The 23,127-nt window shown below is 43.6% G+C and carries 25 protein-coding genes; 24 read left to right on the forward strand and 1 reads right to left on the reverse strand.

Annotated features, from left to right (window positions below; genetic code table 11):
* The first annotated feature begins 8 nt into the window (after nt 1-8).
* The 23 genes from GSO_RS12800 (at nt 9) to GSO_RS12910 (ending at nt 21,529) form a co-directional block, all read left to right on the forward strand.
* Nucleotides 9-473, forward strand: coding sequence for a PTS sugar transporter subunit IIA (locus tag GSO_RS12800; RefSeq protein ID WP_010492826.1), 465 nt, complete (start codon nt 9-11; stop codon nt 471-473).
* 4 nt (nt 474-477) lie between these two features.
* On the forward strand, nt 478-780 hold the full coding sequence (locus GSO_RS12805; protein WP_010492828.1) for a PTS sugar transporter subunit IIB: 303 nt from the start codon (nt 478-480) through the stop codon (nt 778-780).
* Nucleotides 781-817: 37 nt separating this feature from the next.
* Nucleotides 818-2,101 carry a PTS galactitol transporter subunit IIC gene (locus tag GSO_RS12810; protein ID WP_010492829.1) on the forward strand — a complete coding sequence of 428 codons (1,284 nt, stop codon included), beginning with the start codon at nt 818-820 and terminating at the stop codon, nt 2,099-2,101.
* Nucleotides 2,102-2,139: 38 nt separating this feature from the next.
* Entirely contained in the window at nt 2,140-3,285 is a 1,146-nt protein-coding gene (gene dgoD / locus GSO_RS12815; protein ID WP_010492832.1) for a galactonate dehydratase, read from the forward strand.
* A 12-nt stretch (nt 3,286-3,297) separates the two neighbouring features.
* Nucleotides 3,298-4,206: a phosphotriesterase family protein gene (locus tag GSO_RS12820; protein WP_010492834.1), complete on the forward strand. Its 909-nt coding sequence runs from the start codon at nt 3,298-3,300 to the stop codon at nt 4,204-4,206.
* A 421-nt stretch (nt 4,207-4,627) separates the two neighbouring features.
* The gene (locus tag GSO_RS12825) at nt 4,628-5,878 is read left to right on the forward strand and encodes an NAD(P)H-dependent oxidoreductase (protein ID WP_010492836.1); all 1,251 of its coding nucleotides are present in this window, start codon (nt 4,628-4,630) and stop codon (nt 5,876-5,878) included.
* 69 nt (nt 5,879-5,947) lie between these two features.
* A complete protein-coding gene (locus tag GSO_RS12830; RefSeq protein WP_010492838.1) occupies nt 5,948-6,310 on the forward strand; it encodes a PTS glucitol/sorbitol transporter subunit IIA in 363 nt (120 codons plus the stop codon).
* Between the two features lie 36 nt (nt 6,311-6,346).
* A complete protein-coding gene (gene srlA / locus GSO_RS12835) occupies nt 6,347-6,931 on the forward strand; it encodes a PTS glucitol/sorbitol transporter subunit IIC (protein ID WP_010492839.1) in 585 nt (194 codons plus the stop codon).
* 2 nt (nt 6,932-6,933) lie between these two features.
* Entirely contained in the window at nt 6,934-8,016 is a 1,083-nt protein-coding gene (srlE, locus tag GSO_RS12840) for a PTS glucitol/sorbitol transporter subunit IIB (RefSeq protein WP_010492841.1), read from the forward strand.
* A gap of 149 nt (nt 8,017-8,165) precedes the next feature.
* On the forward strand, nt 8,166-8,537 hold the full coding sequence (locus tag GSO_RS12845; RefSeq protein WP_420896614.1) for a transcriptional regulator GutM: 372 nt from the start codon (nt 8,166-8,168) through the stop codon (nt 8,535-8,537).
* A gap of 15 nt (nt 8,538-8,552) precedes the next feature.
* Entirely contained in the window at nt 8,553-9,500 is a 948-nt protein-coding gene (locus GSO_RS12850) for a sugar-binding transcriptional regulator (protein ID WP_010492846.1), read from the forward strand.
* A 266-nt stretch (nt 9,501-9,766) separates the two neighbouring features.
* Nucleotides 9,767-10,681 carry a GntR family transcriptional regulator YhfZ gene (gene yhfZ, locus GSO_RS12855; protein ID WP_010492848.1) on the forward strand — a complete coding sequence of 305 codons (915 nt, stop codon included), beginning with the start codon at nt 9,767-9,769 and terminating at the stop codon, nt 10,679-10,681.
* Nucleotides 10,682-10,717: 36 nt separating this feature from the next.
* A complete protein-coding gene (locus GSO_RS12860) occupies nt 10,718-11,068 on the forward strand; it encodes a PRD domain-containing protein (RefSeq protein WP_010492851.1) in 351 nt (116 codons plus the stop codon).
* Between the two features lies 1 nt (nt 11,069).
* Nucleotides 11,070-11,432, forward strand: coding sequence for a DUF2620 domain-containing protein (locus tag GSO_RS12865; RefSeq protein WP_010492853.1), 363 nt, complete (start codon nt 11,070-11,072; stop codon nt 11,430-11,432).
* A gap of 58 nt (nt 11,433-11,490) precedes the next feature.
* Nucleotides 11,491-12,786, forward strand: coding sequence for a YhfT family protein (locus GSO_RS12870; protein ID WP_010492856.1), 1,296 nt, complete (start codon nt 11,491-11,493; stop codon nt 12,784-12,786).
* A gap of 21 nt (nt 12,787-12,807) precedes the next feature.
* On the forward strand, nt 12,808-13,692 hold the full coding sequence (locus GSO_RS12875; protein ID WP_010492857.1) for a phosphotriesterase family protein: 885 nt from the start codon (nt 12,808-12,810) through the stop codon (nt 13,690-13,692).
* Nucleotides 13,685-14,791, forward strand: a complete 1,107-nt coding sequence (locus GSO_RS12880; protein ID WP_010492858.1) for an aminotransferase class V-fold PLP-dependent enzyme — start codon at nt 13,685-13,687, stop codon at nt 14,789-14,791. The genes GSO_RS12875 and GSO_RS12880 overlap by 8 nt, the downstream gene beginning before the upstream one ends.
* Nucleotides 14,782-15,954 carry a YhfX family PLP-dependent enzyme gene (locus GSO_RS12885; protein WP_010492859.1) on the forward strand — a complete coding sequence of 391 codons (1,173 nt, stop codon included), beginning with the start codon at nt 14,782-14,784 and terminating at the stop codon, nt 15,952-15,954. The genes GSO_RS12880 and GSO_RS12885 overlap by 10 nt, the downstream gene beginning before the upstream one ends.
* A gap of 1 nt (nt 15,955) precedes the next feature.
* Entirely contained in the window at nt 15,956-17,185 is a 1,230-nt protein-coding gene (locus tag GSO_RS12890) for a phosphopentomutase (protein WP_010492861.1), read from the forward strand.
* 307 nt (nt 17,186-17,492) lie between these two features.
* Entirely contained in the window at nt 17,493-18,335 is an 843-nt protein-coding gene (locus tag GSO_RS12895; protein ID WP_010492863.1) for an SAM hydrolase/SAM-dependent halogenase family protein, read from the forward strand.
* Between the two features lie 107 nt (nt 18,336-18,442).
* Nucleotides 18,443-19,003, forward strand: a complete 561-nt coding sequence (locus tag GSO_RS12900; protein ID WP_010492864.1) for an ECF-type riboflavin transporter substrate-binding protein — start codon at nt 18,443-18,445, stop codon at nt 19,001-19,003.
* 1 nt (nt 19,004) lies between these two features.
* Nucleotides 19,005-20,705, forward strand: coding sequence for an ABC transporter ATP-binding protein (locus tag GSO_RS12905; protein WP_010492866.1), 1,701 nt, complete (start codon nt 19,005-19,007; stop codon nt 20,703-20,705).
* A complete protein-coding gene (locus GSO_RS12910) occupies nt 20,702-21,529 on the forward strand; it encodes an energy-coupling factor transporter transmembrane component T family protein (RefSeq protein ID WP_010492868.1) in 828 nt (275 codons plus the stop codon). Before GSO_RS12905 ends, GSO_RS12910 begins: the two co-directional genes overlap by 4 nt.
* A 132-nt stretch (nt 21,530-21,661) precedes the next feature.
* On the opposite strand, the gene GSO_RS12915 is transcribed toward GSO_RS12910, so the two are convergent.
* Nucleotides 21,662-22,531 carry a LysR family transcriptional regulator gene (locus GSO_RS12915; RefSeq protein WP_010492870.1) on the reverse strand — a complete coding sequence of 290 codons (870 nt, stop codon included), beginning with the start codon at nt 22,529-22,531 and terminating at the stop codon, nt 21,662-21,664.
* Between the two features lie 115 nt (nt 22,532-22,646).
* Here GSO_RS12915 and GSO_RS12920 point away from each other — a divergent pair.
* On the forward strand, nt 22,647-23,127 hold a 481-nt coding region (locus tag GSO_RS12920; RefSeq protein ID WP_029345610.1), incomplete at its 3' end, for a M20/M25/M40 family metallo-hydrolase.

Consider the following 23,127-nt stretch of genomic DNA (forward strand, 5'->3'; position numbering starts at 1 on the left):
GGTGCAATATGCAGGTGGAGGAACTTGTAAGTGATGCGGATATCTTCATTGATCAAGAATTCCAGGATGAACAAGAGTATTTCGAGATGGTGGCTACGCACTTATTGGAGGAAAGAAAAGTAAAAACAAGTTTCTTAGAAAATATTCTCCAACGAGAAAAAGACTATCCAACCGGATTAAATACGGGGGAAATTAAAGTCGCTATTCCGCACACGGATTACACAAACGCAAATACCACTCAGCTTGTTGTAACCACGTTTAAAAGCCCAGTTGGTTTTCATCAAATGGATGATCCTGATTATGTTATTCCAGTAAATCTAGCAATTATGATTTTGTTCGATAATCCAGAGAAACAGCCTCAAATGTTGAAGTACATCATGGAGATCGTTCAAAGTCAGACTAATTTACGCGAAATTATCAACACAAAAAATGTTAAGTCTATGAAACAACTTTTCGAAGAATTTGGAGGTTAAGATTATGGCCACTCAAAAAACAGTAATTGTTTGCTGTGCTTCATCGATGATTACTTCAACGATGGCAGCAGGGAAAGTTCGTGAAATTGCATCAGAAAACGGTCTGCCAGAACCGAATATCATTCAGTGCAAATTTTCTGAAGTTGAAGGCGAATTAAACACGAACAATGTTGATTTTATTGTTCCAACGGGCCACCTTGATGAGACTGTTACTCATGGTGTTAAGACTATCAGTGGCACCCCCTTTGTTACTGGTGTTAATGAAGATAAAGCTTCAAATGAGATTTTAGCTGCTTTGGAGGCTTAATGCCTGTAGCAAGATAAAAGGAGAGGTGGGATTTCTAATGCAGGGTGTTGTTGATCTTTTAAACTGGATTAGTAAATTAGGCCCTATGGTTATGATGCCGATCATTATCTTTATTCTTGGCCTAATCTTTAGAGTCAAGTTGAATATCCTAATTAAATCTGCTTTAACGATTGGCGTAGGCTTTGCTGGGGTTACCATTGTTATCAACTGGTTTGTTGCGCAAGTGGGTCCGTCAGTTCATCGAATGGTTAATAACTGGGGGATTCAAACCTCAATCATGGATGTGGGCTGGCCGGCCCGTGCAGCAGCAACATGGGCTTTTCCACTTGCCGCCGTTGTTGTATTTCTGGTTCTGGGCGTCAACGCTTTAATGCTGCTCACGAAAATGACAAATACTGTCATGGTTGATTTCTGGAGCTATAACCATTATATCTTTACGGGCGCCATTGTATGGTACGTGACGAAGAGTGCAACTATTTCTTTAATTGCGTCAGCTCTTGATGCAGCAATCAGTTTTAAACTCGCTGATTGGACAGCACCACTAGCACAAAAGTATTTTGGGATTGAAGATGTAACTTTTCCCACCGCTAATTCAGTCGCATGGGCACCCGTAGCGTGGGCGCTAAATAAGCTATGGGACATTATTCCCGGTATTAATAAGATTGACGCTCGTCCTGAAAAGATCCAAAAGAAATTCGGCTTTGTCGGAGAGCCTTTATTTATGGGTTTTTTAATTGGACTTTTAATAGGGGCACTTGCGGAAGACCCGATTGGCAATATTTTAATTGTCGGTATGAGTACTTCTGCGACAATGCTATTGACACCAAAAATGATGCAAATTCTTATGCAGGGACTAATTCCCTTTGCCAACGCTATTAAAGGACTACTCAATAAAAGATTTCCAAATAATAAATTCACAATTGGCGTTGATGCAGCGTTAACAGTTGCTAATTCATCTGCCATTGCGTGTGGCATCTTGATGGTTCCTATTACCCTGGTGTTGGCGGCGGTGCTTCCAGGTAATAAACTGCTTCCTATTTCCGATATTGCATACCAAGCTATGTGGTTATCTGCTTGGCCGGTAGCATTCGGTAAGGGCAACATCTTCCGTGGTCTACTGTCAACGATAGTGATTACTTGCTGTGTTCTATGGATTGCAACATCTTTTGCGCCTGTTCATACACAGTTGGCCCTAGCTGGCGGATTCAAGATGGCAAAAGGTATGTCAATGGTTTCAACGGAAGATTCCGGGACTCACTTAATCACTTGGATCTTTTACAAGATTGCTCAATTCTTAAAAGTTGTATTTCCCGCAATATAAAGGTGTAACAGCAAGTCTTTTTAAGGAGGTTACTAAGTTTGAAGATTTCTGATATTAATATATACAAAGTTAAACCACGCTGGATTTTTGTAAAGTTGTCGACTGACGAGGGCATTTCTGGCTGGGGAGAGATGATTTCTGGCACCAAGACCGAAACAGTAGTCGCTGGTGGATATGAAATCGGCAAAAAGTTAATTGGTCGCAATCCATTTGAGATTGAGCGTTTGTGGCAAGAAATGCACCGCTCCTTTTTCCGCGGAGGTCCTATTAATGGCACGATTATCTCTGGTCTTGAAATGGCACTCTGGGACATTAAAGGGAAGGCACTAGACTTGCCTGTTTATGAATTACTTGGTGGCGCTGCGCGTGATCGCATTCGAGTCTATTCATGGATTGGCGGAGATCGGCCTTCCGATGTAGCCGAGCAAGCTCAAGCTAGGGTAGATAAAGGATTTACAGCAATCAAGATGAATGCAACTTCAGAGATGCATTACATCGATTCTTATAATAAAGTTCAAGCAGTTGTTGATCGTGTCGCTTCTATTCGGGATCAGGTCGGTGACAAACTTGAAATCGGCATAGATTTTCATGGACGTGTCCATCGTCCAATGGCTAAAGTGCTTGCACATGCTCTAGAACCATATCATCCGATGTTTTTGGAAGAAGTCGTTCTGCCAGAAAACTGGGATTCTTTCGATGACATTGCTCGAGAAGTTTCTATTCCACTTGCTACCGGGGAACGTTTATATACACGTTGGGCATTCAAGAATCTCTTCCAGCAAGGAGCAATTGATATTGTCCAACCTGATGTTGCAATGTGTGGGGGTATCTTGGAAACAAGAAAAATTGCCGCTATGGCCGAAGCTTATGATATGGCCTGTGCTCCCCATGCTCCCTATGGTCCGGTTTCGCTTGCGGCCACACTGCAAGTGGATGCCTGCACGCCTAATGTATTTATTCAGGAACAAAGTTTGGGAATTCACTATAATCAAGGGTTTGATTTGCTTGATTTTGTTAAGAACAAGGAAATCTTCCAGTATAAAAACAGCTATGTCGAATTGCCAAAAGGCCCCGGCTTAGGTATTGATATGGATGAGGACAAAATCAAGAAGGTTGCTCAAGAGGGTCTAGTATGGAACAATCCTTCCTGGAAAAATTACGATGGTACTATTGCCGAATGGTAGGAGGCGTTCACTTTGATTAATTCAGTGTGCGGAAAAATTCCAGAATCGGCACTTGGGACAACTTATATACATGAGCATCTCTATGTGTATCCAAGTGAGCAGTTGAAATATTATGATTACACTATAGATGATATCGACAAGGCAACCGCTGAAGCAATTTCTTTTAAGAATGCTGGTGGGAACACATTGGTGGATCTCACTCCTATCAACTATGGCAGAAGTCCTATGCTGCTAAAGAAAATAGCACAGGCCGCTAATATTAACGTGCTGTGCATTACTGGTTTTCATAAAGAAGAGTTTCAACCCAAATGGCTCCCCGAAATGAGCAATCAAGAAATTTATGACTTTTTAGTTCATGAAATTTCAGTGGGTATTGGCTTCGATAAGATAAAACCTGCAGCCATGAAGCTTGGAACTAGCTACAATACAGTCACCGAAGCTGAAAAAAGGATTATTGATATCGAAGGAAATGTTCAGCGGGACACACACATTCCTATGATTACCCATTGTGATAAGGGTACTATGGGAATCGAACAACTTAAAGGTCTTAAGGCGGCGGGAGCGGATCTTAGTCACGTTTGCTTGAGCCATGTCGATCTTGCTGAAGATGTTGATTACATCGAAAGCATTGCTGACATGGGAGCTAGTGTCAGCTTTGATCACATCGGGCGACACTTGGAAGATCACGACGCATTGAGAGTGAAGATGCTGACCAAGTTGGTTAAAGATGGCTATGGTGATCATGTTTGTTTGGCTGGCGATATGGGACGTAAAAAGTATTACCTGTCTTACGGTGGGCGTCCAGGACTTAAGTACATCCTTACTGATCTGAGGTCTGAACTAGTTCAACATGTGGGGAATGAAGCCTTCGAAAAAATGGTGACCACAAATCCTCAAAGAATCTTAATAAAGGAACGGTAGTCAAAGATTCATTGTACCAACACGCGTATAGGTTCGACAAAAAGCTTTTAAGCAATTGAAAAATACAGAAATGCTAAGTGGCATGAGTGGTGAGTTTATTCTATCCATTCATGCCATTTCTGGTTCTAGCGGCCCTTATAGCAAAAAGAGAAAGACAACCGTGTAAAGTTTATCCCACCGCACGCCTGTAATTTGGTTACTAAATGGCAAAAAGCTCTTAAATATTTGGATCAATTTGACCAGAATTTGCGAAATGCTATTAATACAGTGATTTTTCTGTGAAGTGCGCTTTGTTGTTGCCCCAAAATTAAAAGACCCCAAAAAAATTAGCACAAAATGTTTGCGCTTACAAAATTCTTGGGGTATTATACATTTGTTCAATGGTTGAACAAATGTCAAAAACTAAATAGGGGGCATCATTATGACTTTGTACCAGCAGTTGCTAAAGCGCGAACAGGAGAATAACCCAATTAAGGTAGGGGTTATTGGAGCAGGACAAATGGGATTTGGCATGATCGCACAAATCGCGGGTATTCCAGGAATGGTCGTTACCGGTATTAGTGACATTAACCTGGAGAATGCACAGAAAGCTAAGGAAGCATTCTTAGCCAGTTCAAAAAAGCCAAACGAAGTCGTAACTTCAACTGATTTTCGAGAGGTGGTAAATGATCCCAATGTCGAAGTTCTGGTAGATGCAACGGGAGTTACTGAGGTAGGAGCTCAACTGGCCCTGGAAACTTTGGTTGCAAAAAAACATTTGGTTCTTTTAAATGTTGAAGTCGATGTCACGATTGGGCCGTTAATGAAGCGTTTGTATGATACTGCAAACCTTGTTTATACGGGTTCTGATGGGGATGAACCAGCTGTCACAACTGGACTCTTTGAATTTGCAAAATCAATGGGCATGAAAGTATTAGTCGCTGGTAAAGGCAAGAACAACAAGAATATCCATGATGCTAATCCCGACACTGCCCGTTCAGAAGCAGAAGGAAAACACATGTCGCCGCATATGTTAGCAGCATTTCAAGATGGTACTAAGACGATGGCGGAGATGACACTTCTCTCGAATGCAACTGGCCTTGTTCCGGATATTACAGGAATGCATGGTATTTCTGGTGACCTTGATCAAACCGTTGAAAAGCTTGACTTGAAAGAGGACGGAGGTGCCTTAAATAATTTTGGTGTTGTAGAGTATGTTAATGGTATTGCACCGGGCGTGTTTGTCATTGTGGAAGGACAAAACGACGGTGTAAAAAATGAAATGAATTATTTACTGAAAAAAGGCGAACGCAAACACCATATTCTTTATCGGCCATTCCACTTAGCATCACTAGAAACTCCATTAACGATTGCTAAAGCAGTTTTAAATCATGATCACGCCATTGTGCCAATTGGGGCACCTGTTTCAGAAACAATTGCAGTTGCTAAACGTGATATTAAGTCAGGAGAAACAATTGACGGAATTGGCGGCTTCTCAGTTCGCGGTGTTATTGAAAGACACGATGAATTTGTCAGCAACCATCATGTGCCAGTTGGGTTGATCACTGGCAATACAGTTGCTTTACAGGACATTAAGAAAAACACGCCTTTGACGACAGATGCAGTTAGTCTGGATAGTAATGCAACCGTTGTTAAGTTGCGAGCATTGCAAGACGAGATATTTCCAAATTAAAGAAAACTGAGTAAACTAAAATGAGAGCGCTTACTAACTGCTCGGTATATTTAAATTGGAGGTATAGTCATGCGAACGAAAGTAGTATCAATAGGGGCCGATGCGTCAGAACTTATTGAGGGCGGAATCATCGTACTATTTAATCCTTCTGCACCTGATGAGTTAAAGGACATTGCGGTTCTACATGAACGAGAAGACACGGATATAGATGTATTGCACGAAGGTGGCATTATACAATTTGGGGATCAGAAATATGTGATCGATTTTGTTGGGAATGAGGCTAACGCTAATTTCAACACACTCGGGCATCTAGCCATTTATGTGAATAACAAAGATGAAGATACAGGGCAATTACCAGGATCCGTCTTTGTTTCATCGAAAGATGGTGGTTATCCGAATATTAAGGTCGGTCAGGAGATCCTAATTGCCTAATTTCACGCACATGGGTTAGACAAGGAGGGAAAGTTAATGCAAGTATTAACTGATATTGCAACAGGGTTTATCGGACTCTTTAATGCTGGGGGAAAAGTTTTTCTCAGTTATATGACGGGGATTATCCCGTTACTAATAGCGCTGATTACTGCGATTAATGCGTTAGTCAAGTTTATTGGAGAAGGACGAGTCAATAATGCGATGAGCAAGTTGACAAAATTCGCTATTTTACGGTACACACTTTTACCGATTTTGGCAGTTTTCTTTTTTACCAATCCGATGTGTTACACGGCAGGACGTTTCTTGCCGGAAAAGTACAAACCCGCCTATTACGATTCTTGTGTGTCTTTTTTACATCCAGTTACTGGATTGTTTCCACACGCAAACTCGGCAGAGTTATTTGTCTTCTTAGGGATTGCTAATGGATTTGTTAAAGCTGGTGGTCAACAGGCTAAGTTAGCACTACTTTATGCCTTGACAGGAATAGTGGTGATCTTTATTCGTGGTCTTGTGACTGAACGACTTAGTCTTTACTTCTTTAAACGGAATGGCAATACAAGCATCTTGGATGGGTCGCTTGACATTAACAGTCTCAAAAAGAACGATGCACAGGAGGCCTAGCTATGGCTGAATTCAAGAGTGTGACAATCAAGAAGGGTAATCACGGTTGGGGCGGTCCTTTGACAGTCAAGCCGGATAAGGAAAAGAAGTATGTCATCAGCGTAACCGGCGGCGGGATAGATCCTGTTGCGCAAAAGATTGCAGATCTCACTGGAGCAGAGGTGGTTGACGCATTCAAAAACCCAGTGCCCAAGGAGCAAACATTTGCGGCGGTTATTGATTGTGGGGGTACTGCGCGTAGTGGTGTTTATCCAAAGATGGGGATTCCAACCATTAATACGATTGCTATTACGCCTGCGGGACCGCTTGCCAAATTTATTAAAGATTCAATTTTTGTTTCAGGTGTAACAGCGGACGACATTGAAGGAAATACTGGCAATTCAGCTGAAGCAGTTCCAGAGGATGCGTCTAGAAAGCCTGAGGAATCTTTTCAAACAAGAGAGACGAGTCAGTCAGACCAACAGAGGGGAACAACTAATGCTGATCCCACTTTAGAAAGGGAGTTCTCAAGTCAAGAAAAGACTAATGGCAAATCCCAAAACGCAAATAAAGAAAACTTCTTTATGAGAATGATTGACGCAGTTGGAAGTGTCGCGGGGGATTTCGTAAACACATTCTACCAAGCGGGACGCGATACAATTGACACGCTGATCAAGAATGTTTTGCCTTTCATGGCCTTTGTTGCTACGTTGGTTGGTATTATTAATTACTCGGGAATCGGTAAAATCTTAGCTAATATCTTAAGCCCGTTAGCTGGGAATATCATCGGGTTAGTTGTGCTGAGCTTGATCTGTGCTTTACCTTTCCTGTCACCAATTCTTGGGCCTGCAGGGGTTATCGCTGCAGTTGTTGGCACGCTTATTGGCCAACAAATCGCAACGGGTATTGTACCGGTACAGTTAGCGCTTCCAGCATTATTTGCAATTGACTCGCAAGTTGGGGCAGACTTTATCCCAGTTGGATTGACACTTGGCGAGGCGCAACCAGAGACTATTTCATCAGGCGCTCCCGCAATTTTATTTTCTCGATTAATTACGGCACCTATTGCGGTTTTGATCGCATATGCAGTATCTTTCCTCCTTTAGAAAGTGGAGTTTTCAATACTTGGTATGCATGACTTGGCATATACGTGGTAAAAGCATGAGTAAGATATAAGTCTTTACAAGGGAAGGATCTCGCTGTTGCCGAGAAATTTTCTCTTGCAAAGACTTTTCCTGTTTGCAACTAAGAGGAGGTGAAGGATTTGGAAGGCATTCTGTTTATGGTTTTCTTGTTGGCCATTGTTATTGGTAAACAGATCATAGGTATTGTCAATTCTCAAATGTATGTGCGAGAATATAAACGTATGGTTAATGGGCAACAATCGGGACGTTTTGGCGTAGGTGTTTACCGCCCAAAGATGGGTGTTGGCGAAGTTTGCTTCATTATTATTGATGATGGCAGGATTAAACAGTGTAAGATTCTTAGAGGGCTTTCGATTTTTGCAAAATTTCGTGACTATGAAACAGTTCTTGAAACAAAGGTTAGTGACGAGAAACTTTTAAACGATCGACACTCTAAGTCAATCCAAGCAGCCATTCAGCATGCTTGTGCAGCAGGAAGATAATTAGGAGAGTGGGCCATGGCTCAGGAACCAACTGATCAATCGTTAATTTTGAAAGTTGCAATATTGTATTATGAACGCAATTACACGCAGGAAGAAGTTGCGACTAAAATTGGAGTCTCACGGCCAGCAATTTCTAAGTTACTTCATGAAGCACGTGAACTAGGTTTAGTTAAATTCTTTATTCAGGATATTAACAAACACGTCGTTGAGCTTGAAGTTGAACTGCAAGAAAGATATGGCTTGACTAATGTTAAAGTTGTATCGACTGATAACGATCGGACAAATGAGGCAATCCAAATGCAAGTTGGCCAGCTTTCGGCAAAGTATCTTGCTTCTTTGGTCACAAAAGTGAAGACAATCGGCATTGGATGGGGGCATGCGGTCTCACAATTAGTGGAGCAGGCGGATTATTTGACGGCACCTCATGTAACAGTTGTCCCATTAATCGGAGGCTTGGGATTAGTCAATTTGGAAATACACTCCAATTATTTGGTTGCTGAGTTGGCCATGAAATTACACGCTCGGTACACAACTTTTTATGCACCCGTCATTGCTGATTCTGCTACTGAAGCGGAAGAGTTGAAGAAGTCATCTCTGGTCTCATCAGCCATAGATGCCGCAAAGAATGTTGATGCGGTTTTTATTGGTATTGGGAACAATGTTAGAGATTCAACTTGGGCCGATCTTGGCTATATTACAGATGACGAAATCAAAGAGCTGGAACAAGCCAATGCTATTGGGGATGTTGTGGCAAACTTTATCGATCCAAATTGCCATGAGGTTGAGACGGAATTTTCTAAAAGATTAATTGGGATCAGCATTGATGATCTTCGAAAGATCCCCAATGTTGTTGCTATGGCTGTAGGCCCCGCCAAAACTGCAAGTTTAAAGACGTTGTTGGAGCATAAGTTGATTAATTCATTATTTATTGACCAAGACCTGGCAGAGACAATATTAAAATAGCAATCAGGAGAACAAATTCACAGAGAATATTGTTCATTACAAGCTTTATGTCTTTACCTAATTGTTTTGTGACAGCATCAGATGCGGTGAGATTGTGACGATCTTGCCGCTCTTTATTTGTAAACCTCAACCATATCAAAAGGACGACTGAGCATCTGTGTAAAACAAATAATGAAGATTTAGTTGACTAAGCTTATGCAAGGGCTTACAATGTGCATGTAAATTAAATATACGGAAAACCGTATATTCATCTGGGAGTGCTACAAATGCGGGCTTATCAATACCAAAAAAAGGGACTGGCGCTTATCTTCTTAGCAAAGAAATTCTTTGTTTTGAAGGTTGGTGATCGAATACCCACAGTGACAGAAATGATCAATGAGTCTGGCTTATCACGTGGCACGATTCAAGCAGGACTTGAACTAATGAAGGACGATGGTGCTATTTCGACGGTTTCCAAGGGTCATCTTGGATCCTTTTTAGTGACCCAAGATCAAGACAAACTTCTGTCCTATCTAGATTACCGTAGTGTTGTGTGTGCTATGCCACTCCCGTACACCAAGCATTATGAAGGCTTAGGAACAGGTCTTTATAGTGCCTTTAAGAATCAAAAAATGGGATTAAATATTGCGTATGTAAACGGCTCGGTTAACCGTTTAGAAGGGCTGAAACGGAATCGCTATGATTTCATCATTGCTTCGGCTCTCACTGCTGATTATTTGGTTGAGCGTCATGATGTTGATGTCGTTGGCGTTATGCCTGAAGGATCATATGTGTCAAAGCACGTTATCGTGTATAGAGGCGGTCACAATTTTAGGATGCGTGACGGATTAAGAATTGGGATTGATTCGCACTCACTTGATTATAAGCTGATGACCAACAAGATTTTGGAGAAACATAGAGTAAAGTTAGTTGAATCCCCTTATAACCAAATCGTTCAGCGAATTGTTTCAGGTGAGATTGACGCGGCTATTTGGAACCTTGATGAGGTGAAGTCAAAAAACTACCCACTGAGTTATCAGTTAATCAATGACCCAATGGTTAAAAGGGCATCCCAGGCCGCTATTTTGTGTGTTAAGGGAAATGAGTTTGTTAAGAGAGTCATTGGTGATTACGTTGACTTTAAGGAAGTGACAGCTATTCAAAAACAAGTTATTTCAGGTGAAGTTTTGCCAGAATATTAAAAAGCAGCTGAAGACATTTTTGGGAGGTGAGACAATGTGACTGATGAAACTGCTAGAAAACTGCAGATTTTATACGATGTAGGCAAGCTTAATAAGGAGGATCTTGCGTTCATTCGATCGGTGGACCAGTATCTTGTTCAAGCGATCGGCGAAACTGACTCTGAGATGTTTCTGATACACCTATCTGTTGCTTTAGAACGAAGTCGCAAACAAGAATCGGTTGATGCTTTACCAAATGATCTTTGGTCACAAGTAAAGACCGCTCCAGAATACCAGAGAGCCTTGGCCATCTGGAACCACGTAGCGTCATTTCGTCCAGTTGATTTTTCGAATTTAGAAACACGATATATAATGTTGCATTTGGTTAACATCTTAAGGAGAGGATAGCATGACCAGAATTGTTATTGGCGGACAAATGGGTAAGGACGAATTAAAAAAATCGCTTGAAAAGCTAACGGCAGGAAAAGATGTTGAAATTAGTGTTAAGAGTGATCTTGATGCTGCTATGGCGGTAAAAGACAAAAAGGCCGACTTTTATATTGGGGCTTGTGAAACTGGCGCTGGGGGAGCACTCGCAATGGCAACTGCGCTGTTAGGATCAGACAAGACGTTGACGGTTGCTTCTCCATCAAAAATCTTGTCAGAGGAAGATATCAAAGAGGGAATTGATAACGGGAAGGTCGCCTTTGGCTTTACAATTAACACAAAAGACACAATCTTACCTATTCTTGCTAAGTTTTTAATAAAGTGAAGTTTAAACTATAAGTCAATATACAGTATTTAGTATATTGAAAAAGGAGGGACCAAAAATGAGCATTACTGTCTTAATAGACTATGTGTTAATCGCGTTAGTTGGTGGCGTGGGATCGATTTTAGCCAATCGAGGGATTGCCGTGTTTAATGACGGCTTGCGGCCGATCATGCCAGAATATCTGGAAGGGAAGATCGATCGCAAAGAGCTGGCAGCCACTAGTTTTGCCGTTAGTTTTGGATTAATTATCGGATTTGGGATTCCAGTATCAATTGGCTCAACAATTCTGGTGGCACATAGTATTTTGCTTGCGGCCGATATCATCGGTACGTGGACACCGGCAAATAAATGGGGAACAGTGCTGGCTGGTTTTGTTGGTGCGGTATACGGTATAGGACTGCTGTTCGGGTTGTCATTTATTGTTTCGGCCTTCAAGATGCTTCCTGTTAATTTTCTGGGAGCTTTATCACTCTTAGGGGGGCCAATTCTTTTGGCTTTCTGTGCATTTCCAGCCCTGGCAGTTGCCAGTCAACATGGCGCAAAGAAAGGGATCATCACATTTGGAGCAACATTCATCGCTTATCTTCTTTGCACAAAGTTCGGTGTTTTCTCGATCGGTAACGGAATCAAAATCACATTAAATCCAATTGGCATGTCGCTCCTGGTCGCGATGCTGTTCATGCTTTACTTTGCTGCACAAATTAAAGGTGAAGGCACTTCAAATGCGAGTTTAGTCAACGTCTTTTCGGCACGGGTTTCCCGGATTAAAAAGAACTGGATATGGTTGTCCATCATGGGTGGCTTAATTACAGCGGCATCCAGTGTCCTAATTATTGCAGTTGATGTTCTGCCTCAACAACTATTGGTTAAAGGACAAGTTATGGAAGCTGCTATTGCAACGTTAGCAAGGGCTATTGGTTTTATCCCATTGGTCTTTTCCACTGCAATAGTTACTGGCGTTTATGGCATGGCAGGAACAACAATCATTTTTGCAATTGGGCTTTTGCTGAAGGGCAATCCAATTGTCGCGTTCCTTGCTGGATTTGTTTGGATGTGGATTGAAGTACAAGCACTTTCTGGTACTGCAAAAGGCCTGGATAAGTTTCCTGGATTGCGAGATATGGGTGAACATATCCGCACTTCGCTAACCGATACGATTGCTATTGCTTTGCTCATTGGCGCAGCGCTGGCTTGCAATAAGATGGCACCAAACCTCGGATACTTTTGGGTGATCGGAGTTTGGTTGCTGAATAAGAAGCTAAAGAAGCCTTTGGTTGATATGGCGGTTGGTCCGATTGCTGCCATTGCACTTGGAGTTTTACTGAATTTATTGCGGATCGTGCATCTGTTTTAGAACGGTCCGAAGGGAGGAAACATGTTATTACCAGGTAAGGTTTATGCACATGAGCACATTCCAATTGATTTGTCTGAGGTCAAGCAAAACGAAGACTGCCACCTCGATACTATTGATCAAGTCATTGAAGAATTTAAAGGACTTTATCAAAAAGGAATACGTAACGTTATTAGCATGACGAACAAAGGCATGGGAAGAAATATCCCATATGCCAACAAAGTTGCAAAAGAGTCTGGCGTCAATATTGTGCAGTGTACTGGTTTCTATCAGGATGCGTTTTTGCCGATTGAGGTTTTTCGATTGTCCGTAACTCAGTTAGCTGAACAGATGATTGAAGATATTCAAGTTGGCATTAAAGGAACCGATGTTAAGGCTGGTGTAATTGGCGAAATTGCCACATCAAAAGGGCGTTGGACAGCTGCGGAAGAAAAAGTTTTTCAAGCCGCAGTAATTGCTCAACAAGAAACGGGTTGTCCAATTAGCACGCATACGTCAATTGGAACACTGGGCCATGAACAGGTTGCTTTCTTTAAGAGATATCATGCTGATCTCAAACACATTGTTATCGGGCATGTTGATTTAACCGGCAATGCTGAATATGTATTAGACATGTTGAAGACGGGTATTAATGTCGAATTTGACACAATTGGCAAGAACAATTACATGCCTGATCGAACACGAGTTGAGATGTTAAAAGCAATCGAAGAGGCAGGCTTTACAGATCAAGTGGTTTTGTCTATGGACATCACACGTAAGTCACATCTGAAAATCAATGGAGGAAATGGTTACGCTTATCTACTTGATTCATTTATTCCGCAGTTACGGGAGGCGGGTATTTCGGAATCCTTCATTAATAAGATGTTAGAAGCAAATCCTCAAAGAATCTATGGTGATATCAATGCCTAGTTTTAAGACTTATCCACTGGAAAGTATTAATTATGAAGAAGCATTTCAAAAGCAGTTTCGTTTAGTCGATGAAATCAGTCGTCACTTTAAAGGATCTGAGTTTCTCAGTCGTGGTGATTTAGGTGTTGTTCGCGGACTTAATCAGCCTCGCTATACCAGGCGAGTCGAAGAGGTACTTGCAGCATATTTTCATGCAGAAGATGCCATGTTAGTCAGGGGGGCAGGAACTGCAGCGATTCGCATGGCTTTGCACAGCTATCTTTCGACCGGACAGACCCTGCTCATTCACGATGCGCCAATTTATCCAACCACACAAACGTCAATCAAAATGATGTCGCTACAAACGATTCGGGTTGATTTCAATAATCTACGTCACCAGCAATTACCTGATGCTCCAGACGGTATTCTTGTCCAATACACTCGGCAAAAGCCAGACGACTCCTATGATATGGAAAATGTGATTTCTTTCTTTAAGGAACGATATCCAGAAGTTCCTATTATCACTGATGACAATTATGCTGTGATGAAAGTCCATAAGATTGGTGTTGAGCTTGGTGCGAATTTAAGTTGTTTTTCGACATTTAAATTGCTTGGGCCTGAGGGAATTGGCTGCATAGTTGGGGATAAATCGGCTATTGAAAGATTAAGATCAGAGAATTATTCGGGTGGTTCACAAGTACAAGGGCATGAAGCAATCGATGTTTTACGTGGATTAACGTATGCACCCGTTGCGTTAGCCACGCAAGCAAGAGTTGTAAATGAATTATCACAGCGACTGAATGCACATGAGATTCCGGGTATTTCCGACGCATATGTGGCAAATGCTCAATCAAAAGTCTTGTTTGTTGAATTTGAGCAACCGATTGCTGAAACTGTTTTGAAATATGCAAATGATCTTGGTGCCGCACCAAATCCTGTAGGTGCCGAATCAAAGTATGAGATAGTTCCGATGTTCTATCGAGTATCTGGGACGTTTAAAGAATTTGATCCTAATCTTTTACAAACAACAATTCGAATAAATCCATATCGCTGCGGCCCTGATACTGTCATCCGAATCTTAAAAGAAAGTGTGAAGAAGGTGATGTCGTCGTGTTCTTAAAACAATTGGAAAAGTTGAATCCCGAATTAATCCAATACGCATTTAAGTTACACCAAACGGGCCAAATATTGCCCGATACGTATGTGATTGATTTAGATATGATTCGTCAGAATACAAGTTATATGGTTGCTGAGGCTAAAAAGAATCACGTTGAGTTACTTTATATGACGAAACAAGTTGGACGGAATCCTGTCATTGCAAAAGAAGTTGTGAATGCTGGCATTCCAGAGGCTGTAGTAGTAGATTTTCGGGAAGCTGAGACTTTTATGGAAAACGGGCTTGCCTTAGGAAATGTGGGACACTTGGTGCAACCACCAAAGCACTTTCTAAAGCGGCTTCTAAAGTATGGAACTAAGTACGTCACGATGTATTCACTTGAAAATGCCCAGAAATTAAATGAAGTAGCAAGTGCGGTCGGAATCAAACAAAAAGTCTTGTTAAAAGTTGTAGGCAACGGAGACGATATTTATCCTGGACAGACTGGTGGCTTCACGCTTGCTGAACTAGACAAACAGCTTGATCAGCTTAAAACGCTGTCAAATATCAAACTTGTCGGAATCACAACTTTTCCTGCGATTCTCTACGATGAATCAAAACAAGATTTCTTGGCTACAGCAAATTTAAAGACAATTGACAGAGCTAAGAATATTTTTAATAAGCATCATTTAAAAACACAAGTCGTTAGTTTGCCATCAGCAACTTCAACAACTTCAATACCACTAATCAAACAGCTTGGTGGTAATGAAGGGGAACCTGGACACGCTTTGACCGGTACGACGCCACTGCATGCAGTGAAGGATCAACCTGAGAAGCCAGCTTATTGCTACGTAAGTGAAGTCTCACATACGTTTGGCTCACATAGTTACGTGTTTGGTGGTGGTTGGTATCGACGCGGACATTTAAAAAATGCCTTGGTTCAAGATGGCGAATATTACGTCCACGCGCATGTATTACCACTTGAAAATTCAAATATCGACTATTACTTGGAGCTAGACCAGCAGTTTAAATCTGGCTTGCCGGTAGTAATGGCTTTTCGGACGCAAATATTTGTGACGCGGAGCACAGTGGCTTTAGTACGAGGACTGCAAACAGCCGGAGCCACGCCTGAATTAGTTGGTCTATACGATAGTCAAGGAAAGAAATTACCAGGAAGGATGCAATAATATGGGCAAATACGGTGTTATTGTTTTGGATAGTTTTGGAGTGGGGGCAATGGATGACGTGCCTAAAGTGCGTCCAAATGATATTGGTGCGAACACGGCGCTAAACATCATTAAGGCAGTACCGCAGATCAAAATCCCCAATTTGGAAAAGCTGGGTCTAATGAACGCTATTGGTCAAGAAAGAGGGAGCCACAAGTTTTCTACCACGGCCAACTGGGGCACCTCATTATTGATGCATCATGGAGCTGATTCATACCTCGCACACCAAGAGATTATGGGAACTAAACCTAAAATGCCCCTTCTTCAACCCTTTAACGAGGTGATTGATACTGTTGAAGCACAAGTTAAGAAGGACGGTTTTGACGTTGAACGTTACGGTAAACCTGGGTATCAATTACTGATTGTTGATCACTGTGCGACAATCGGTGATAACCTGGAAGCTGATCCGGGACAAGTTTATAACGTAACAGCGGCCCTTGATGAAATGCCTTTTGATAAGATTACGCGCCTAGGTGAATCCGTGCGTAGTGTCGTCAAGGTGTCTCGCGTGATTGCGTTTGGTGGACGTGGAGTTAGTCTAAAAAACATCTTAGCGGCTCGGAAAATCGAACATGAGAAATATGTTGGCGTATCAGCACCTGAATCAGGTGTTTACAATACAGATTATCATGTTATCCATTTAGGCTATGGGATTAATCCCAAGGTTCAGTTGCCTTCTATTTTACATGCAAATGGTATTGATGTCGCTTTAGTTGGCAAGACGGCAGATATTATCAATGTTGACACGCCAAGAAAGTTTCCAGGTGTTGATACAAATTATCTTTTTGACAAATTTGTTGAACAATCGAAAGATATTAAGGACGGTCTGCTGTTTATGAACATCCAAGAAACTGATTTAGCAGGTCATGCGGAGGATCCTGTTCGTTACGCAGAAGTACTTGAAACTGCAGATAAGCGCCTATCAGATGTGCTGCCACTTTATACAGGTGATGACATTTTGATCGTCATGGCTGACCACGGCGATGATCCGACAATTGGATTTAGTTTACACACACGTGAGCGTACACCGCTTTTGATTTATAAAGAGGGAACGCACAATAAGTACGTTGGTGAACGTTCCACATTGTCAGATGTTGGCGCGACTGGATCAGATTATTTTGATGTTTCATTCCCAGAAAATGGCAAAAGCTTCTTGCATAGGATTATTGATGGTACAGATCTGGATGCGTAAATTTTAAATTTATTAGTTACAACGCAAAGTCGTTTGAATCCACGCTCATCCGCAATGATTCAAACGACTTTTTGCATACCCACGCAACACTTAACTTCAATTTCTCCCCATTCCACCTTTACACCCGAACGTTTCTCCGATAAACTCAGATTACATTCAGCTAATACAGATCCAGCCTTTGTGTGTAACAGCGGCACGATAACGCACTCACAGGACTGGATCATCTAGAAAAGGCTGAACCAAATAGACGCGCACTGGTTAGCCCACAACTTATCTGCGGGATAACCAGTGCAAGGGGGGACAGAAAATGGCGAAGTTAGTGTTACAGACGGATTTTGGCTTGGTTGATGGTGCCGTTGCGGCGATGTATGGTGTCGCTTATGGGGTGAATGGCGATTTGTCGATTCATGATTTGACGCATGAGATTCCACCTTATGATATTTTTGCGGCGTCTTATCGGCTGTATCAGACGACGAAGTATTGGCCTGAAGGAACGGTTTTTGTGTCGGTGGTTGATCCGGGTGTTGGCAGTGATCGGCGGAGTATTATCGCGGAGACGGCTGATCATCATTTTATTATCACACCGGATAACGGGACGTTGACGCATTTGGCGAAGTTTGTGGGTTTGAAGCGTGTGAGTGTGATCGATGAGGCGTCGCATGCGTTGCCTGGGAGTCAGGAGAGTCATACGTTCCACGGCCGGGATGTTTATGCTTATAATGGCGCTAAGTTGGCGAGTGGTCAGATTTCTTTTGAGGATCTTGGTCAGCCGATTTCGCCTGACGATGTGGTGATGTTGCCGCTGGGCGAAGTGACGGAAGGCGATAACCAGATTGCCGGCACGATTGACATTTTGGATATCCGTTTTGGCTCGCTGTGGACGAATATTCCACTGGATACGTTTAAAAAGCTTGGTGTTGAGCCGGGCGAGCTGGTGCAGGTGTCGATTTATTATCGGGATCAGATGCGGTACCAAAACCAGATGCCGTTTACGCGGACGTTTGCCGCAGTGCGGGTTGGCGAGCCGCTGGTGTATGTGAACTCCTTGCTGAATCTGGGTGTGGCGATTAATCAGGATTCATTCTCGAAGCTGTATCACATTGGCACCGGTGTCGATTGGCATATCACTGTGAAGCGGCTTTCGGTATAATTGACCCGTCGTATGGGTTATGTGAAAAGTGGCCTGATGTGTCGCTGGACAGGTAACGACGATTCATCAGTGAAAAGATAACGTTCATTCTTATAGGGGGATTCGGTATGCGAGATCACAAAGTTTTGAGTGTTCGGACAGTTGTCGCAATTGGTATTGGTACAGCTATTTTATTTATTTTAAAAAGATTTGCAGTTATTCCAACGGGCATTGCGAACACGAACATTGACATTTCCTATGGTTTTCTTGGCTTCATTGCCACCCTTTTTGGGCCGGTTGCAGGCTTCTTTATCGGCTTTTTGGGCCATGCTTTGAACGACTTTACCCAATACGGCCAGCCGTGGTGGACCTGGGTGTTCACTACCGGATTGGTTGGTATGGTAATCGGTCTGTTCTGGAAGCGATTCAACATTGAAGCTGGCAATTTTGGCATGAAAAAGATTGTCGCGTTCAATGTTCTGCAGGTGATTACCAATGGGGTTGGCTGGAGTCTGATTGCGCCGACGCTGGATATCATCATATATAGTGAGCCGGCGAATAAGGTTTATGTTCAGGGGATTGTTTCGGCGATTTCGAATAGTATTGCGACTGGCGTGATTGGCACGATTTTGCTGGTGGCGTATGCTGCAACCCGGACACGTTCTGGCAGTCTGAAGAAAGAGTCTTGATATGACGGTACCAGCAATTCAACTTGAACATGTGACATTTCAGTATGACAGTCAGGCTGAGCCGACCTTGCACGATGTCAACCTGACCATCCAGCCTGGCGAAAAGGTGTTGATTGTCGGGCCCTCGGGATCGGGAAAATCAACGCTAGGCAACTTGATTAACGGCCTGATTCCGCATGCATTTCCCGGGAAATTGAGCGGTACCGTCAAAGTCAACGGTGCGGTGGTGCAGGATCAGAGTTTGGCCGCGTTGTCGGTGAATGTCGGAACCGTTTTGCAAGATCCTGACGCTCAGTTTGTCGCGTTGACAGCAGGCGAGGACATTGCGTTTGCGTTGGAGAACAGCGCGGTTGTGCCTAGCGAGATGCATACTCGGGTCAAAAAATGGGCCGATCGTTTGAAAATTGGCGATTTATTGGCGCAGGCGCCGCAATCGCTTTCCGGTGGTCAGAAGCAGCGGGTGGCGATGGCTGGCGTCTTAATTGATGAAGGCGACGTGTTGCTGTTTGATGAACCTTTGGCTAGTCTTGATCCGGCAACAGGCGAAGCATCAGTGGCGTTGATTGACGAGTTGCATCAGGCGTATCACGTCACTGAAGTTATCATTGAGCATCGTTTGGAAGACGTTTTACGCCGGCCGGTTGATCGGTTGGTGGTGATGGCAGATGGCCGCATTTTGGCGGATGACACGCCGGAGAATTTGTTGCGCGGCCAATTGCTGCAAAAAATCGGTTTGCGGGAACCGTTGTATCTGGAAGCGGCTGAATTTGCGGGCATCGATTTGAAGCAGGCGACACATCTAGCAGATCTTGAAACGTTCGATGCGCCGGAGCTCGGCGCGAAGCTTGCAACTTTCACCGAAGATGCCCCAACTGTGGTCGCAGAGAAGCCGCAAGCACCACTTTTAACGGTTGATGCACTACAGTTTGCGTATCCAAAAGGCCGTCAGATTTTCACCGATCTTAATCTGACCCTGCATCACGGTGAGATGGTGGCGCTGGTTGGCCGTAATGGCGTTGGCAAATCAACGTTGAGCTATTTGATTGCCGGATTTTTGACCCCTAGCGCTGGCAAGATCACATTGGATGGCGAAGATCTAGCCGATTGGTCGGTGAAGGAACGGGCAGATAAAATCGGGTATATTCTGCAGGATCCGAACCAGATGATCAGCAAACACCTGATTTTTGATGAGGTTGCCCTTGGCCCGCGGTTGCGTGGCTGGGATGAGGCCCGCGTCAAAGATGCCGTGTTGGCGGCACTCAAGGTTTGCGGGCTGTACCCGTTCCGCTCGTGGCCGATTAATGCGCTGAGTTACGGTCAGAAAAAGCGGGTCACCATTGCGGCGATTCTGGTGCTTAAGCCGGCGTTGATGATTCTTGACGAGCCAACTGCCGGGCAGGATTGGCGGCATTTTACCGACATGATGCGCTTTTTGACCAAGCTGAACGCCCAAGGCATTACGATGATGTTGATTACGCATGACATGCATCTGATGTTGGAATATGCGCAACGGGCAATTGTTCTTGGGGATGGCGGCGTTTTGATGGATGCCACACCGGCCACTGTTTTGACGAATCCGGCTGTCATTGAACATGCATCACTGGCACAGCCAAGCCTATACCGCTTAGCCAAACGCTTGGGCCTCGATCCACTGGCATTTACCCAAGCAGTCATTGATCAAGAACGGAGGGTCCGCCAATGAATTCACTTTTTGGATATGACCCACAAGACACCTGGCTGCATCGCCTGACCGGTGCCACTAAAATGTTGGCGTTTCTTGGCATTTCAGTGATTGTGATGGCAAGCTATGATACGCGCTTCGTGTGTGCCGTGATGTTGGCGTCAATTATTTTGTTTGCCCAAGCCAAAATTCACTGGCATCAAATTAGCCTAGTCGTCAAGATCATTACGATTTTTGCCGTGGTGAATCTATTGCTGGTGTTCGTCTTCTCGCCGCAGTATGGCGTCGGTCTGTATGGTAGCAAGCATGTTTTGCTTCACGCTGGCTACTTCACGATCACACAAGAGCAATTATTCTATGAACTCAACCTGGCGTTAAAATACATCGTGACGGTGCCGCTCGCCTTGATCTTCTTGATCACGACCAATCCCAGCGAATTCGCGGCGAGCCTCAACAAGTTGCATGTTTCATATCGCATCAGTTATTCAGTCGCGCTGGCCTTGCGCTATATTCCCGATGTGCAAGCCAACTTCCGGCAAATCAGCCTAGCCCAACAGGCTCGCGGCTACGAGCTGTCGCGCAAAGCCAAGCTGTTCCAGCGCTTAAAAGGCATGGGCCAGATCCTGATGCCGCTCATCTTCACCAGTCTCGATCGGATTGATCAGATTAGTCAAGCCATGGAACTGCGTCGCTTCGGCACCGGCAAGCGGCGGACATGGTACATGGATCAACCACTACGGACGCCTGACTGGCTGGTGCTGGTGGGGGTTGTGGTGATTATTCTGGTTGGTTTGGTGCTGTTTCATGTTAATGGCGGGCGGTTTTATAATCCGTTTCGGGGATGAGTTAGGAAGTCGCAGTCTATCTTCATAGTTTAAAAAAGTTCGGCGGTCATTTTTGATGATCACCGAACTTTTTTAATGTGGTCAGACCGCTGACAAACGCGAAATAAGTTAATAAGCATCCTTGTTTACGGGTCAATTCTTCTGAATGCCTTGAAAATAATCTTGAATCGCCGCGGCGACTTGAGCGTGATAAGGCAACTTCATTGATTGCGCTGGCGCACTCAGGTAAATATCACGGAAAACCGGTTTGGGGGAGAAATGGCAGGCTTCAGTACCAGCTACATCGACCCCCACCCATGAATACTGAGGCATGAAACAAATCCCCTGACCGGCGCGCACTAATCCTAGAATCGTTTGCCGATCACCGGTCACAAAGCTTGGATGCGCGGCTATGCCCGCTTGCTGTAAAAGGGAAGTCACCTGTTCGCGTAAGGGATTAGGTTCTGTCATGATTAGCGGCCATTTAGCTAATTGGTCTGGAACAATCATTGAGTTGCTTGCATCAGCTTGTGTAGCTGGGTAGCGAATCAAAATCTCCTCGCGTAAAAGATGAAAGTTACGATTACCGGGAATGGGCGTTGTGGTGAACTCGAAATCATAGTGAAGCAATGGATCCTGTTCAAAACCGCTCTGCATGAGTTGTATTTGGACAACCGGCAGTTTCTCATGTAAGTGATCAAGTAGCCTTGGCAATACGGCAGTTGAACTTTCAAATCGCAAGGTGATTCGTGCGGCATTGTCGTTACTGAACTGGTGGAGATTATCGACAGCATGATCGACCATGGTTAATCCCTGGCGAACTTGAATAGCAAAAAGACGTCCGGCTTCGTTGAGTGCAAGCGCGTGCCCGTTTCGGGTGAATAATGGCACACCCAACTCGTTTTCCAAATCGTGAATACTTCGACTGAGACTGGGTTGACTCACATGCAAAATTCGAGCCGATCGGGAAATATTTTGAGTTAACGCAACATTGAGAAAATAGTTGAGTTGTAATAAACGCATGGTATCGGCCCTCCTATACTAAAAATGTTATGGTCTATGGCAAATATTATATTTCCGTTTTGCATGAGAATGCAATAAGCTGTTATCATTAAATATTTATTTTGGGAGGCGAGTCATGATGCCAGCTATAGCATCGCCAGTTCAAGTCTTACGGGATTTAATCGCCTGCAACAGCGTCAGTACGAATGATGAAGGTCAGCAAGCAGCCAGGCAAAAAATTGCAAAAATATTAGAGGATGATATTGGGGCGGACGTGACGTTGATTCATACTTCAGGGAAGCCAATTATTTTTGCAACAGTTCCTGGCGAACGGCAAGAGGCGTTACTTTTCTACGGTCATTATGACGTAATGAATCCCGGTGATCTCTCAAAATGGCACAATGATCCGTTTGAGTTGACGGCTCACGATGGCCGCTTTTACGGGCGGGGGGCCGGTGATAACAAAGGTCAACTTGTTGCGACTTTGACCGGCATCAGTCAGTTTCTTGCCAAACAGCCAAAGCTGCCTTATACGATTCAGTTTCTGATTGAAGGAGAAGAAGAGCAGGGCAGTGTGAATTTGCCAATTGCTGTTCGCGAGCAGAAAGATAAGGCTC

Source organism: Lacticaseibacillus zeae DSM 20178 = KCTC 3804, assembly GCF_000260435.1.
GTDB classification, from domain to species: domain Bacteria; phylum Bacillota; class Bacilli; order Lactobacillales; family Lactobacillaceae; genus Lacticaseibacillus; species Lacticaseibacillus zeae.

Coding starts and splice junctions, on each gene's coding strand:
- GSO_RS12800 (WP_010492826.1), top strand. CDS start 9: ATGCAGGTGGAGGAACTTGTAAGTGATGCGGATATCTTCATTGATCAA.
- GSO_RS12805 (WP_010492828.1), top strand. CDS start 478: ATGGCCACTCAAAAAACAGTAATTGTTTGCTGTGCTTCATCGATGATT.
- GSO_RS12810 (WP_010492829.1), top strand. CDS start 818: ATGCAGGGTGTTGTTGATCTTTTAAACTGGATTAGTAAATTAGGCCCT.
- GSO_RS12825 (WP_010492836.1), top strand. CDS start 4,628: ATGACTTTGTACCAGCAGTTGCTAAAGCGCGAACAGGAGAATAACCCA.
- GSO_RS12830 (WP_010492838.1), top strand. CDS start 5,948: ATGCGAACGAAAGTAGTATCAATAGGGGCCGATGCGTCAGAACTTATT.
- srlA (WP_010492839.1), top strand. CDS start 6,347: ATGCAAGTATTAACTGATATTGCAACAGGGTTTATCGGACTCTTTAAT.
- srlE (WP_010492841.1), top strand. CDS start 6,934: ATGGCTGAATTCAAGAGTGTGACAATCAAGAAGGGTAATCACGGTTGG.
- GSO_RS12850 (WP_010492846.1), top strand. CDS start 8,553: ATGGCTCAGGAACCAACTGATCAATCGTTAATTTTGAAAGTTGCAATA.
- yhfZ (WP_010492848.1), top strand. CDS start 9,767: ATGCGGGCTTATCAATACCAAAAAAAGGGACTGGCGCTTATCTTCTTA.
- GSO_RS12865 (WP_010492853.1), top strand. CDS start 11,070: ATGACCAGAATTGTTATTGGCGGACAAATGGGTAAGGACGAATTAAAA.
- GSO_RS12870 (WP_010492856.1), top strand. CDS start 11,491: ATGAGCATTACTGTCTTAATAGACTATGTGTTAATCGCGTTAGTTGGT.
- GSO_RS12875 (WP_010492857.1), top strand. CDS start 12,808: ATGTTATTACCAGGTAAGGTTTATGCACATGAGCACATTCCAATTGAT.
- GSO_RS12880 (WP_010492858.1), top strand. CDS start 13,685: ATGCCTAGTTTTAAGACTTATCCACTGGAAAGTATTAATTATGAAGAA.
- GSO_RS12890 (WP_010492861.1), top strand. CDS start 15,956: ATGGGCAAATACGGTGTTATTGTTTTGGATAGTTTTGGAGTGGGGGCA.
- GSO_RS12895 (WP_010492863.1), top strand. CDS start 17,493: ATGGCGAAGTTAGTGTTACAGACGGATTTTGGCTTGGTTGATGGTGCC.
- GSO_RS12900 (WP_010492864.1), top strand. CDS start 18,443: ATGCGAGATCACAAAGTTTTGAGTGTTCGGACAGTTGTCGCAATTGGT.
- GSO_RS12905 (WP_010492866.1), top strand. CDS start 19,005: ATGACGGTACCAGCAATTCAACTTGAACATGTGACATTTCAGTATGAC.
- GSO_RS12910 (WP_010492868.1), top strand. CDS start 20,702: ATGAATTCACTTTTTGGATATGACCCACAAGACACCTGGCTGCATCGC.
- GSO_RS12915 (WP_010492870.1), bottom strand. CDS start 22,531: ATGCGTTTATTACAACTCAACTATTTTCTCAATGTTGCGTTAACTCAA.